Raw genomic sequence first — 12,819 nt, forward strand, 5'->3', positions numbered from 1 at the left:
TAGGGCAATTTAGTTTTTTCTATTGATCCCTAGCCTAGCGATCGCTAGGGGAGTGTGTCAAAATGGTAGCGATTCCAAGATCGAGGGACACGGCAACTGTGTTTGTTCTCAGTGGTTACGAATATTTTCTCGGCTTTTTGATTATCTGTAGTCTGGTGCCGGTACTGGCCTTGGCTGCCTCTGCACTATTGCGTCCCAAATCGGGGCGGCTGATCCGCTTGACCACCTACGAATCGGGGATGGAACCCATTGGTGGCGCCTGGATTCAGTTTAATGTGCGCTACTACATGTTTGCCCTGGTCTTTGTTATTTTTGATGTGGAGACGGTCTTTTTGTATCCCTGGGCAGTGGCCTTCCATCAGTTGGGATTGCTGGCCTTCATTGAAGCCTTGATTTTCATTGCCATTCTGATCGTGGCTCTGGTTTATGCATGGCGCAAACGTGCCCTCGAATGGTCCTGAGTGAGTCGATAGCCGTTTAAGTTGGAGCAGCGAACATGAGTGACACCCCCCAAGCCCCCATTGTTGAAGCTGGCCCTGTGGGCCGTCTCCTACAGTCTCAAAACCTAAGTGTGGAATCCCTCGGTAGGGATGCCTCTGGTGTAGAAATGATTAAAGTCGATCGCGATCGCCTGCTGGCGGTCTGCCAAGCCCTCTATGCCGATGGCTTCAACTACTTGCGCTGCCAAGCCGCCTATGACTCGGGTCCCGGCCAAGATTTGGTAAGCACCTACCATCTAGTCAAGCTCACAGACAACGCTGATCGTCCCCCTGAAGTGTGCATTAAGGTCTTTTTGCCCCGCCATGATCCGCGGCTGCCGTCAGTGTACTGGATTTGGAAAACCGCCGACTGGCAAGAGCGGGAGTCCTACGATATGTTTGGCATTGTCTATGAAGGGCACCCAAACTTGAAGCGCATCCTCATGCCCGAGGATTGGGTAGGTTGGCCGTTGCGCAAAGACTATATCACCCCTGACTTTTACGAATTGCAGGAAGCCTACTAAGCTCCCTTGGTTCCCCCTGATGCTGCCTACTGGTATAGCTGGTCACAGGTACCTGGCCTGGGTCCGATATTACTCAAACGACTCTGGCAGCACTTTGGGGATTTGAAAACTGCTTGGGAAGCCCCCATAGCAGCTATTGGACAAGTAGAGGGGATTGGTCCTAAACTCCAAGGGGCGATCGCCCAGTATCGGCAGCAGTGCCAACCCCTAACCCTCTACGCACACCATTGCCAGCTAAATCCCCACCATTGGGTGCTGAGTGACCCCCATTATCCACCGCTGTTGCGGGACATTCCTGATCCACCCCCCTTGCTTTACTATGGTGGTAACCGTATTTTAGAAATTCTCAGTCAACCCACACCAAGCGTTGCCATTGTCGGTACCCGTGATCCTTCAGAATATGCCCAACGGTGGGCGCAGAAGCTGGGGTATGCGCTTGCGCGGGCTGGCTTGATTGTTGTTTCGGGAATGGCTGCAGGCATTGATGGGGCAGCACATCGTGGCTGCTTAGATGCTGGCGGTGCCACACTGGCGGTCTTGGCGACGGGGGTGGATATGATCTACCCCCCGGAAAATCGTTCCCTTTACTACCAGATTCATGAACGCGGGGGATTCTTGAGCGAGTACCCTAGGGGCGTGGGTGCCGATCGCCCCCAATTTCCCCGCCGCAATCGCATCATTGCCGGCCTGTGCCGGGCGGTGATTATTGCAGAGGCCCCCTACAAATCCGGTGCTCTGATTACTGCTCGCTATGCGGCCGAGTATGGTCGCGATGTCTATGTGCTGCCGGGGCACCTGGATAACCACCGGGCCAAGGGTGCCCTTAGTTTAGTGAATGAGGGGGCACACATTATTTTGGGAGAAGAAGCGCTCCTTGAACAATTATTAGGGCATACACCCCCCCTTGATCCGACACCCTCCTCAGCGCTATCGCTCCCGCAGCAACAGATTTTGGAGGCGATTCAACAACTGAGCCAAGGCAGCCATAGTGTTGCCTTCGATGACATTGTGCACCGAGTGTCCTTGGACACGGGGGTAGTCATGGCAGAATTAATCCATCTAGAGCTGATGGGCTGCGTAGAGCAGCAGCCAGGGAATCGCTATCGCAGAATTGGCTGTTAAAACATTTGTTAAAACATTGAACTTGTCACTTGGAGGCTGCAATGACCAACTTCCAGAACCTACAACATCCTCGCGAAGCTCAAGATCGGTTAGTCCTCGAGCGTCTGCGGCAAGAGGGCATCAGTGATTACAACTTAGCGGAATTGGGGCGATTGCTGATTCGCTACGATGGCTTCCCCGGGGCCGAGACAAATAAGAAATTAATGGCGGAGCTGCTAGAAAAATGGCAACTGACGCAGGAAGAACTCTTTAAGCGTACCCGTGCCATCCACGCTCGCGGCGGCGTTTACAAGGTGGGCAGCAATAAACAGGAGGATTGGACTTAGATTGCTTTGCCGTAGAGGCGATCAAGGGTACGAAAGTCCTTTTCGACTGCTTGCCAAAGGCTACGGTTATCCGGATCTGCTTTTAGGGCTCGGTGCAAGTATTCCCGTGCCGCTTGGGGTTGGCGATCGCGAATGAGTTGCCGCGCCCAGCACTGATAGGTGACGGCTTGCCACTGCCGTACTTCTGCATCTTGGGGCAGTCGCCTGGCCAACCCTTCCACAAGGGAGATGGCACGTTGATAGCAGCGATATTTGAGGAATTCCTGAAGTTGGCGGTAGCTGGCGTGTTTCAGTTCAATGTCAAAGGCAGACAGAGGTGGCGGTGTTTGGGGCGGGCGAGTTTGCGGTTCTGATTTGACGGGGGTAGGGCGGGTGCTGCCCGCCCGCCCTAGTTTTTCATAGGCCTGTTGGAGGAGAATAAACTTCTCATGGGCCGTGCGATCGCCGGGGTTGACATCGGGATGATAGCGTCGTGCTAGCCGGCGATAGGCGGATTTAACTTGGGCTAAGGACGCTCCCTGCGACAGCTCCAGAATGCGATAGCACTCGTCTAGATTCATTCGGCAGGACGCAACATGAGATTTGCATTGCATTGTCGGATCTTCACTTTAATTCTGCCATCACTCCCCTACGCTGGAATCAAGTGAAAGATGCGGAGTAGCTCCAACGTGCCGTCAGTACACATTTTAGGAACACGGATTGATGTCACTACTTACAGCCAAGCCTGTGATCTCGTGGCTGAATGGATTGGTCAAGGCCAGGGGGGCTATGTGGTGGCTGCCAATGTCCATGTGGTCATGACGGGGGTGTGGCGATCGCCCTTCCAGCGGGTGATCAATGGTGCCCAACTGGTGACTTCTGACGGCATGCCTTTGGTGTGGGGCCTACGGCTGTTGGGTTTTCCGCAAGCAGAGCGGGTCTATGGTCCTGATTTGATGCTGGCTCTGTGCGATCGCGCTCAAAGGGCAGGCTGGCGTATTTTCCTCTACGGTAGTGAACCCCTCGTGTTAGAGCGGCTACAGCGGAATCTGCGGCAGCGCTTTCCTAATCTCCAGTTGGCGGGTGCCTACGCCCCTCCCTTTCGTTCCTTGACCCCTGAGGAGGAGGCCAGCGATCGCCAGCGCATCCTTGATAGCCGGGCTAATTTGGTCTTTATCAGCCTTGGTTGTCCAAAGCAGGAGGAGTGGATGGCTCGCCAAAGCCCTTTTTTGCCCGTTGTCTTGGTGGGTGTGGGAGCGGCCTTCAACTTTCACAGTGGCACTGTGGCGCAAGCACCGCGCTGGATGATGGCGATCGGTTTAGAGTGGCTCTTTCGCCTGCTGCAGGAACCCCGCCGCCTCTGGCAGCGCTATCTGATGAACAATCCCGCATTTGTTGTGCTTTTTGCGGGGCAACTCCTGCGCCACTGGCTACGCCGACGGCAAACCAAGAGAGTGTCCTAGGGTTTGCAAGGGAGAGCGTCCCACCTGTTGCTGTGCCCACCGAAGACTTTGCTGCAAGCGAGCCACCAAGGGTAGGGATGGCGCTTGGGGAGCAGTCTCAAAGTAATGAATCAAGCTCAGACCACTCAAGCGCAACACGTAGGCTGCCGTTGCCCCCTGCAAACAACTCCCCGCCAGATAGGTGAGGGAATTGCCCTTGAGCCACTGCCCTAGGGACTGGGTCGACAGTTCCACAGCCCCCAATTGCACCATGAGCCGCAATAGCTCCTTAGCCAGGGGTTCAGCATCCGCCAACCGGAAGGAGCGCTGGTAGATTTGGCCTAAGTCCCAGGTGAGGCGCACCAAGAGCCCGCCGGCCATAACGAGATCCAAAAGGGGGAGGGGATTCACCGCCGTTGCCGCTGCCGCCAGCCATTGGTAGCGCTCAATGATGGGGGTGGCTCGTTCTTGGCGATAGCGATTGAGGGCAGCTTGTGCCTGTTGATGGAGTTGTTGGGCACGGCGATAGGTACCGGCTAGGACAAGGTTGGCTTGCTCCTGGCTGAGGTACTGTAGGAGTCTTGAGGTCAACGATTCAGGGGCCTGCGCTGTAAAGGGAACGAGTTGCTCCTCCGGCATCTGGAGATCTCGCAATTGCTGTTTTAGACACAGGGCCACGCGATCGCGCTCCTGCACCGTTTCTGGGTCCCACACCACAAGCACGTGATAATGTCCTGCTTGCAACACCCGCAGCATCTCAAACTCACTGGCGGTGAGGGCACCCCTTACCGTCAAAAGCACTAAGTCCGCTTGGGGAACAGTGGCCAGGGTTTGCTGCTGAAGGCTACAGCGATTAAGTAGTGTGGCGACGGCATGGTACACCTGATTGACAGCATAGGCCGACTGCCCAAGGACACACACCTCAACCCTTGGGTTATCTAACCGCTGTTGTAGTTGGCGACGGGTCGATTGGAGAGAGGCTTGGCGCTCTGGGGGAAGTTCCTGCAAAAGGCTCTGAGTCTCTGCCAGTTGCTTTTCAATTAATTGGGGATCTAAGGGAGATTGAGGGGAAGCCACGTTTGGCGCAGCGGGCGATCGGCGCCAGTACCAATAGCCCAACCCCAAACTGAGAATCAGTAGCCATCCCCAGGGATGGTCATTGACCCAGCCACTCAACAACAAGAGAATGATAGCGGCAGCAACAGCCATGTCCTTTACCCCAAGCAAGATCCTCTGTTTGTTAGCTTACCTTGACTGGTGAGCAGCACTCAAATTGGCGAAGCTTGAGGAAATGCAGCCTGAATTTTGTGCCCGCCTTTCAAGTGAAGCGGGTTCCGATGTTATGCAGAATGCATGAGGAGGGGTGCATGACAGAACGTGAGCTGGCTTCTCATACGACGGTATCGTCCACGCCCTCAACCCCATCATGGATACTCCACCGCTTTGCCTATGATTACGCCGGACAATTACTGAATACCGCCGGTATTACGATCAACGGTTCACAGCCATGGGACATTCGCGTTCACGACGAGCGGCTCTATCTCCGTTGCCTTTTGCACGGCTCGCTCGGTTTGGGCGAAGCGTACATGGATGGGTGGTGGGATTGCGATGCCATCGACGAGTTCATTTGTCGCTTGCTCCAGATTCAGGCACCGGTGCAGGTAGGTTGGCTCGTTAACTTCCCGCTCTGGATCGATAGCCGATGGCGTAACCGGCAACGCGGTAAGGGTGCGTTTATCATCGGTCAACGCCACTACGACATCGGCAACGATCTCTATGCTGCGATGCTCGACCGCCGCATGATCTACAGTTGTGCCTATTGGGAAGGCGGTGCGCGTACCCTCGATGAGGCGCAGGAGGCGAAGCTCGATCTGATCGCCCGGAAACTCGATCTCCAACCTGGGATGCGTGTGCTCGACATTGGGTGCGGTTGGGGTGGCACAGCTCAGTATCTGGCCGAACGCTACGGTGTCCACGTTGTGGGTATTACTGTGTCGAAGGAGCAGGCCGAACTGGCGCGCGATCGTTGCCGTGGTTTACCGGTCGACATCCGGCTTGAAGATTATCGCCAGACGACCGGTGTCTTTGACCGCATCATCTCGGTCGGTATGTTCGAGCATGTAGGTTATCGCAACTATCGTACCTTTATGAGAACGGCTCGCCGCCTGCTCGCCGATGATGGTCTCTTGCTCCTCCACACGATTGGTTCAAATGTCGCTTACCAGGGTCGCGATGCGTGGATCGAACGATACATCTTCCCCAATTCAATGTTGCCGTCGCCCCGTTTGCTAACTGCGGCATTTGAGGGGTTGTTTGTACTCGAAGATTGGCATAACTTTGGTGTCAACTACGTTGCAACTCTCAAAGCGTGGCATACCAATTTCGAGCAGGCATGGCCACGCTTAGCGCAGCGGTATGGCGAGCGCTTCTACCGTATGTGGCGTTTGTATTTACTCATGAGTGCAGGGAGCTTCATGGCCCGAGCCAGCCAACTGTGGCAATTGGTGTTGTCACCGCGTGGTGTACGCGGTGGCTATCGCTCGGTTCGATAGTGATGGCAGTGATGGCGCAGCGGCACCGCGCAGCAGCGCCGGGTGGTTATACGTGCCTCTGCCTCTGATGCCGTAAGGCGTTGAGCACAGTACGGGGTAAAGAAGTAAGGTCCATCAATGGCAATTTCAAACCACATAGAACAGGTTCGAGAGCGTCTACGACGCGGTGAGTTTATATCTGAGGCTGCTGTTTCCCAGGGAATTCTTCTTCCGACCTTGCATGAACTGGGATGGCCCGTATTTGATACAAATGTGGTTGTTCCCGAGTTCTCGGTCCAAGGGGGCCGTGTCGATTTTGCACTATGTAATCCTCCCCGTCGTCCATTTATATTTATTGAGGTCAAGAGGGTTGGCATTTCGGAAGGAGCTGATAGACAGCTATTCGAATACGCTTTTCATTCGGGAGTTCCAATAGCTGTTCTGACAGATGGACAAGAGTGGAGTTTTTATCTTCCCGGTGAACAGGGCCGATATGATGAAAGGAGAGTATATAAGCTCGACCTTCTTGAACGTGAGATCGCAGAAGCAGTCAGCAGGCTTGAAAGATATCTCCAATATGAAAGAGTGTGTTCTGGCGAAGCTTTAAAATCTGCACGTGCAGATTATCAAAACGTGGCCCGAGGTAGAGAAATTGAGGCAACGCTCCCCAGAGCTTGGGAGAGTTTGCTTGAAGAGCCTGATTCATTGTTGTTGGAATTATTAGCCGAAAAAGTTGCAGATCTCTGTGGCTATAAGCCGGATTTGGATTTGTGTAGCGAATTTTTAAAATCGAATCGCCAGCTTGGCGTAGTTTCTGCATATCCGATACCGTCGCATCAACAAACGGCTATGCGCCGGGCACCAGAACACCGGGAGCAGATTTCTCGATCCAGAACCACAGGCAGTTTTTCATTCGTGTTTGAAGGCAAGACGTACGAGGCTGCATCGGCGGTAAAGGTCATGGTAACGGTCTTCCGGTTGTTGGCGGAAGCGGATGCTGGTTTTCTTGACCGATTTGCATCAAGAAAGCATGGAACGAAACGGAGATACATAGCCCGTAATAGGCAGGAACTCTATCCGGGCCGACCGCACTTGGCGGAAAAACACTTTATTGAACTCGTTCCTGGATGGTATATGGGAACAAACTATAGTCGAAAGCGTATCCAGGAGATATTGGATTCGGCACTTGAAGTTGTTGACCCAGAGCTTCGTTCTACAATACAGGTAAACGTCTACAGGTAAACGTCGAGTAATCCCCCAACAAGCTTTTTAGCCGGCCGGCCTTCGGGGGGCTGAAGCTCATGCCGTTGAGTGCCTCTACCTCTGATGCCGTAAGGCGTTGAGCACAGCACAATGCAAGTCACCTCAGTTGAGTGTTGGTTTATCCGCAGCAAAAGGACCAGGGTTCTCCTTTGCGTGAAGTCAAAAAGCGATATCATCAAGACTTGCTCTCAGCGCAAGGGACAATTATCTTTAGGGGTGACGAGTTTGCAAAGGTCTCAATGAAAGCCCAAGTGTTCCGAGGGGTAAATCAACTCAGCTACGAAGAGATTCCGATTCCTGAAATTGCTGCTGATGAAGTATTAGTGCGGGTCAGGGTGGTTGGGTTGTGCCAATCGGACATCAAGAAAATTCGCTATCCCCTCTATGAGCCGCCCCGTATTTTTGGCCATGAAACAGTGGGTGAAATTGCCGCGGTGGGCGATGCGGTGACGGGTTGGCAAGTGGGTCAGCGGGTGGTGGTCATGCACCACATCCCCTGTATGCGCTGCGCCTACTGTTTGAACGAAAACTACTCCATGTGTCATGTTTATAAAACAGTAACGACAACGGCAGGCTTTATTCCCAGTGGTGGTGGCTTCGCTGAGTATGTGAAAGTGCCGGGACACATCGTGCAGCATGGGGGACTGATTCCCATTCCCGATCATATTAGCGATGAGGAAGCCAGCTTCATTGAACCCACCAACTGTTGTCTCAAGGCAGTGAAGAAAGCGGCGATCGCTCCCGGTCAAACGGTGTTGATTACGGGAGTAGGGCCTATTGGTCTGATGTTCATTATGTTGGTGAATCTCTTTGGAGCGCGGGCGATCGCCACCGATCTCCTACCCTCGCGGATTGCTAAAGCCAAAGAAGTGGGGGCTGCTGCTGCCTTTGATGCCCGCGATCCGGATCTGAGTGCCAAGGTGCAGGCCCTGACCCAAGGCTTGGGGGTAGATGTCAGTCTCTTGGCGGTCCCCAGTGAAAAAGCCTTTTGCCAAGCCCTAGAGTGTACGCGCAAGGGGGGCAAAATCCTGTTTTTTGCGGAGTTTCCCGATGAAGTGGAGATTCCCCTCAATCCCAACATTCTCTACCGCCGTGAGATTGACCTCATGGGGAGCTACAGTTCCTCCTATCGCTTGCAGTCCCTTGCCTGCGACATCATCTTTAACCGCCGTATTGACGTCAAAACCCTCGTCAGCGATCGCTATCCCTTGGCTCAACTAGCTGAGGCAGTGGAACGGGCAGTGCATCCCACCCCGGAAACTTACAAAATCCTCATCTATCCAGAGTCCTAATGCACGCTCTATCAATTCCCACGTGGATGGTGCATATTTCCAGTGTGCTGGAGTGGATGGCAGCCATTTGGTTTGTGGCACAACTGGATCGCCGCTGTCCAGAGCAAGGATGGCGATGGTTAGCCTGGGCAATGCTACCGGCTTTAGTGAGTGCCATGTGTGCCTGTACGTGGCATTACTTTGATAATGCAGTGACACTAGCTTGGTTGGTGGATTTGCAAGCCCTGCTCACATTCTTTGGCAACTGTACCCTCTGTGGTGCAGCGGCCTGGCTCTGGTGGCGATCCCAAAGCGCGCTGTAGCCCCCTTCTGGAGGCAAACCTTAGCAAAATTAACTGAAATTGGCAGTGCCCAAGGACTTCCAGTATCCTGTAATCAGGTTCCCCTGCCATGGGGTGTAACAAATGCAACGGTCCAGTATTGAACTTTGACATAAAACAAGGAGGAATGCTTGCCCGCCAGTCTAGCCCTAAACGCCTAAACCTCTGTGGAGGCTGCGATGGAAAGTAGTGCCGAACTCACCGCCTTGTTCGTGATCACAGTTGTTCTGGGCATTGGTGCCCAAGTGGCTGCTCACTGGCTACGGCTGCCCAGTATTGTCCTGTTGTTACTGGTAGGAATTCTCTCAGGGCCAAGTGGCTTGGGATGGGTTCATCCCGAAGTGTTAGGGGAGGGCATAGAAGTTTTGGTTCCCCTCTGTGTCGCACTCATTCTTTTTGAAGGGGGGCTGAGCTTAGATCTCAGTCGTGCCGACCAAGATATTACAGGTAGCCTGTGGAAGCTAGTGACGGTGGGGGGATTGATGACGTTTGTGGCTGGGGCAATGGCTGCCCACTGGATTGGTGAGTTCCCTTGGCAACTGGCGTTTCTCTATGCCTCCCTTGTGGTGGTGACGGGACCGACGGTTGTGGGTCCCCTGTTGCGCCAAGTGGGTGTTGAGCACAAGTTGGCGGTGATTCTGGAAGGGGAAGGTGTGCTCATTGACCCCATTGGTGCCATTCTGGCGGTCGTCGTGCTGAACGTAGTGCTCAATCAAGACCTCGGCATGGGGGCGATCGCCCTTGGTATTGGTCAGCGCTTGGCTGTAGGTGCCTTGATGGGGGGCATCGGCGGCTGGTTTCTCAGCCGTTTTCTGCGTCGCGCTTGGTTTCTCGCCGACGATCTCCGCAATTTACTGGTGCTGGCGGTTCTTTGGGGCTTGTTTTGGCTCTCGGATCAACTGGTGAGCGAGTCGGGTCTGATGATGGCGGTCGTTCTCGGCTTGGTACTGCGCTGGGGTGAAGTGCCGGGGGAGCGACTGCTGCGCCGCTTTAAGGGACAATTAAGTACCCTTTCAATTTCAGTGTTGTTTGTGCTCTTGGCTGCCGATCTGTCGATCGCGGGTCTGTTGGAGCTGGGTTGGTCGGGGGTGCTCACGGTTCTGTGTTTGATGTTGATCATTCGTCCCCTCGGCGTGGTTCTGTGCACCTGGGGCAGTGATCTCAGTTGGCAACAGAAGGCCTTCCTCAGTTGGATCGCTCCGCGGGGAATTGTGGCGGCCTCGGTGGCATCGCTCTTTGCCATTACCCTGACCAATGCTGGCATGAGTGGCGGGGATGCCATTAAGGGACAAGTCTTTCTAACGATCCTGATGACGGTGTTTGGCCAAGGCTTAACAGCGCGTTGGGTGGCCACTCAACTGCATGTCCGTGCCCAAGGGGCTTCAGGGGTGATGATTGCCGGTTGTACCCCCCTCGGTAGGCTGCTGGCGCGGATTTTGCGCGATCGCGGCGAAGAGGTAGTGATGATTGATACCGATCCAGAGGCGGTGGAGCAGGCTCGCCGTGACCACCTGCCCGTCTATCTCAGCAGTGGCCTTGACTTGAATATCTTGCAGGAGGCCGGCATTACCCAGTTGGGCACCTATTTGGCGGTTACCAGTAACACAGAGGTGAATGCCGTGTTGGCACAGCGCGTCCTCGAAGAATTTCACCCGCCACGGGTCCTGGCTGCCCTTGAGCTAGAGGATTGTCCCTTGGGGTTGAGTCCAGCCTTTGCCCTACAACTGTCGATCAAAAAATGGAATCAATATATCAACACGGAGGCAGTTCGTCTTGGGGAACTGGTCATTGAGGAGGAGCGATCGCAATTGCAACGCCAGCACCTTGACGCCTTGATACGCTCTGGAAAAGTGCTTCCCCTCCTGGTGGAACGGCCAGAGGGATTGCGGGTGGTGCGAGCCAATGAAGAGTGGCAAGTGGGCGATCGCCTGATTTACCTGCTCCACAGCCCCAAACCCCACACACTGCCGGCGGCCCTTATTTCTGGCTGGCAGATGAATACCCAAGTGGAATCAGTTCTTGTCCCCAGTGAAGCCCCTACCCCCAAAGGAACCTAATCTACAGCGCTGCGTCCATAGGAATCAGCAGAGTCGCCCCTTGGCCTGTTTTCCCTGTCAAAGCCGCTGAGGGGTCAACCCTCGCAGCTAAGTCTTTAATACCGTCTTACTTGGAGAGATTTGCAATGCAGAGCCTAGCACAGCGCAGCTTGGCCCTTCTGAGCTGCGGTTTAATGAGTTCTAGTACCCTTGCCCTTCTGGTCGCTGTTCCGGCTCAAGCCCAATCCCGTTTTACCGATACCCAAGGTATTTGGGCACAGGCCTGTATTGACCACCTTGCCAATCGCAACATTATCAGCGGCTATCCCGATGGCACATTTCGCCCCTTTGCGGCAGTCACGCGGGCTGAATACGCAGCCATGCTGGGGAAGGCGTTTCCCAATGCCCCAGTGGTACGCGCCCCCGGTACGTTTAACGATGTCCCCAGCACGTTTTGGGCAGCGAGTGCGATTCAAAACGCCACCCGTACCGGCTTTTTGAGTGGCTACCCCGGCAATGTTTTTCAGCCCAATCAAAATATTCCTCGCGTTCAGGCAATTGTTGCCCTTGCCAGCGGCTTGCAGTATCCCACACCGCCTTCTGTGGAGGGGGTCTTAGCCCAGTTCAATGATGCGGCTGCGATTCCCGCCTATGGACGAGCCGGTGTAGCTGCGGCTACAGCTAAACAGGTGGTGGTCAACTATCCCAATGTGCAAGTTTTTGGCCCTAATCAACTGGCCACCCGTGCCGATATTGCGGCATTCCTTTGTCAGGCAACCCGTGCCCCCGGTGCCCAAGCCCTTGTCCCAACACAATACATTGCGGGTGCAGTCACCACTTCACCCATTGCACTGCCGGCTGGTCAACAGATTCCGGCTCGTTTTCCCGATGCAGAGCGGATTGTTCTGAGTCCCAGTGAAACGCTTGCCCTGCGCTTGGTGACGGCTGCCGATGTCCGCGATAGTCAGGGTCGAGTCGTGATTCCCGTGGGCAGTGAAATTTTTGGCCAGATCCAGCCCGCCCAAGGAGGCTCCCAGTTTGTGGCGAATACAGTAGTGATCAATAACCGCCAGCTACCGATCGCCGCCAATTCCCAAATCATTCGCACCATTCGCGATGCCCGTGACCCCAACATTGGCAATGTCTTCCGCAATGCGGCCATTGGGTCAGCGGTGGCTGCTGGATTGTCTGGCCTGCTGGGCAATCAAAAGATTACCCCCTTGAAGGTCCTTACGGGAGCAGCAACGGGCGCAGCCATTGAAACCAATCAGGAGCGTCCGGCAACTTCAATTATTCGGGATACCCTAATTGGGGCAGCCCTTGCCACCGGTGCTTCGGCGGTGATTGGCGATCGCAAGATTACGCCCGAAAAAGTGATTACCGGTGCTGCCGCCGGTGCCACGATTGGGGGTGTGATTGATCCGGCCGTGCGGCAACTAGTGGTTGTTGATGCCAATACGGATTTGGGCCTGACCCTGACTCAGTCCTTTACTGTCCCGCAATAG

Annotated in this window: 13 protein-coding genes; 11 read left to right on the forward strand and 2 right to left on the reverse strand. The window is 54.6% G+C overall.

All coding sequences use genetic code 11. The features are described 5' to 3' along the window. Window positions 1–98 precede the first annotated feature (98 nt). From ndhC to NK55_RS02635, 4 genes are read left to right on the forward strand one after another with little or no spacing between them, the layout of a single operon-like run. Window positions 99–461 carry a photosynthetic/respiratory NAD(P)H-quinone oxidoreductase subunit C gene (gene ndhC / locus NK55_RS02620; RefSeq protein WP_041429010.1) on the forward strand — a complete coding sequence of 121 codons (363 nt, stop codon included), beginning with the start codon at window positions 99–101 and terminating at the stop codon, window positions 459–461. A gap of 35 nt (window positions 462–496) precedes the next feature. Continuing rightward, a complete protein-coding gene (locus tag NK55_RS02625) occupies window positions 497–1,003 on the forward strand; it encodes an NAD(P)H-quinone oxidoreductase subunit J (RefSeq protein ID WP_024124286.1) in 507 nt (168 codons plus the stop codon). A gap of 6 nt (window positions 1,004–1,009) precedes the next feature. Next, entirely contained in the window at window positions 1,010–2,125 is a 1,116-nt protein-coding gene (gene dprA, locus NK55_RS02630; RefSeq protein WP_024124287.1) for a DNA-processing protein DprA, read from the forward strand. 41 nt (window positions 2,126–2,166) lie between these two features. Next, entirely contained in the window at window positions 2,167–2,451 is a 285-nt protein-coding gene (locus tag NK55_RS02635) for a DUF3288 family protein (RefSeq protein WP_024124288.1), read from the forward strand. Here the strand turns inward: NK55_RS02635 and NK55_RS02640 are convergent. After that, window positions 2,448–3,011 (reverse strand): J domain-containing protein, encoded by a 564-nt coding sequence (locus NK55_RS02640; RefSeq protein ID WP_024124289.1) that lies wholly within the window; start codon window positions 3,009–3,011, stop codon window positions 2,448–2,450. The genes NK55_RS02635 and NK55_RS02640 overlap by 4 nt on opposite strands. Before the next feature lie 108 nt (window positions 3,012–3,119). Between NK55_RS02640 and NK55_RS02645 the strand changes: the two genes are divergently transcribed. After that, on the forward strand, window positions 3,120–3,893 hold the full coding sequence (locus NK55_RS02645; protein WP_255325300.1) for a WecB/TagA/CpsF family glycosyltransferase: 774 nt from the start codon (window positions 3,120–3,122) through the stop codon (window positions 3,891–3,893). Here NK55_RS02645 and NK55_RS12310 read toward each other — a convergent pair. Beyond that, window positions 3,861–5,081, reverse strand: a complete 1,221-nt coding sequence (locus NK55_RS12310; protein WP_024124291.1) for a YcjF family protein — start codon at window positions 5,079–5,081, stop codon at window positions 3,861–3,863. The two genes, NK55_RS02645 and NK55_RS12310, sit on opposite strands and share 33 nt — an antisense overlap. 158 nt (window positions 5,082–5,239) lie before the next feature. On the opposite strand from NK55_RS12310, the gene cfa reads away from it, so the two are divergent. The 6 genes from cfa (at window position 5,240) to NK55_RS02680 (ending at window position 12,819) form a co-directional block, all read left to right on the forward strand. Next, window positions 5,240–6,424 (forward strand): cyclopropane fatty acyl phospholipid synthase, encoded by a 1,185-nt coding sequence (cfa, locus tag NK55_RS02655; RefSeq protein ID WP_024124292.1) that lies wholly within the window; start codon window positions 5,240–5,242, stop codon window positions 6,422–6,424. Between the two features lie 117 nt (window positions 6,425–6,541). Further along, on the forward strand, window positions 6,542–7,645 hold the full coding sequence (locus tag NK55_RS02660) for a type I restriction-modification system restriction subunit HsdR family (RefSeq protein WP_024124293.1): 1,104 nt from the start codon (window positions 6,542–6,544) through the stop codon (window positions 7,643–7,645). A gap of 260 nt (window positions 7,646–7,905) precedes the next feature. After that, entirely contained in the window at window positions 7,906–8,958 is a 1,053-nt protein-coding gene (locus tag NK55_RS02665; RefSeq protein ID WP_041429453.1) for a zinc-dependent dehydrogenase, read from the forward strand. Next, window positions 8,958–9,260, forward strand: coding sequence for a DUF2499 domain-containing protein (locus tag NK55_RS02670; protein WP_041429011.1), 303 nt, complete (start codon window positions 8,958–8,960; stop codon window positions 9,258–9,260). The genes NK55_RS02665 and NK55_RS02670 overlap by 1 nt, the downstream gene beginning before the upstream one ends. Window positions 9,261–9,457: 197 nt before the next feature. Further along, on the forward strand, window positions 9,458–11,335 hold the full coding sequence (locus tag NK55_RS02675) for a sodium:proton antiporter (RefSeq protein WP_024124296.1): 1,878 nt from the start codon (window positions 9,458–9,460) through the stop codon (window positions 11,333–11,335). A gap of 173 nt (window positions 11,336–11,508) precedes the next feature. Then, on the forward strand, window positions 11,509–12,819 hold the full coding sequence (locus NK55_RS02680) for an S-layer homology domain-containing protein (protein WP_225871778.1): 1,311 nt from the start codon (window positions 11,509–11,511) through the stop codon (window positions 12,817–12,819).

Source organism: Thermosynechococcus sp. NK55a (assembly GCF_000505665.1).
Lineage (GTDB): Bacteria > Cyanobacteriota > Cyanobacteriia > Thermosynechococcales > Thermosynechococcaceae > Thermosynechococcus.

Coding starts and splice junctions, on each gene's coding strand:
- NK55_RS02670 (WP_041429011.1), top strand. CDS start 8,958: ATGCACGCTCTATCAATTCCCACGTGGATGGTGCATATTTCCAGTGTG.
- NK55_RS02675 (WP_024124296.1), top strand. CDS start 9,458: ATGGAAAGTAGTGCCGAACTCACCGCCTTGTTCGTGATCACAGTTGTT.
- NK55_RS02660 (WP_024124293.1), top strand. CDS start 6,542: ATGGCAATTTCAAACCACATAGAACAGGTTCGAGAGCGTCTACGACGC.
- NK55_RS02635 (WP_024124288.1), top strand. CDS start 2,167: ATGACCAACTTCCAGAACCTACAACATCCTCGCGAAGCTCAAGATCGG.
- NK55_RS02640 (WP_024124289.1), bottom strand. CDS start 3,011: ATGAATCTAGACGAGTGCTATCGCATTCTGGAGCTGTCGCAGGGAGCG.
- NK55_RS02625 (WP_024124286.1), top strand. CDS start 497: ATGAGTGACACCCCCCAAGCCCCCATTGTTGAAGCTGGCCCTGTGGGC.
- NK55_RS02665 (WP_041429453.1), top strand. CDS start 7,906: ATGAAAGCCCAAGTGTTCCGAGGGGTAAATCAACTCAGCTACGAAGAG.
- NK55_RS02680 (WP_225871778.1), top strand. CDS start 11,509: ATGAGTTCTAGTACCCTTGCCCTTCTGGTCGCTGTTCCGGCTCAAGCC.
- cfa (WP_024124292.1), top strand. CDS start 5,240: ATGACAGAACGTGAGCTGGCTTCTCATACGACGGTATCGTCCACGCCC.
- NK55_RS12310 (WP_024124291.1), bottom strand. CDS start 5,081: ATGGCTGTTGCTGCCGCTATCATTCTCTTGTTGTTGAGTGGCTGGGTC.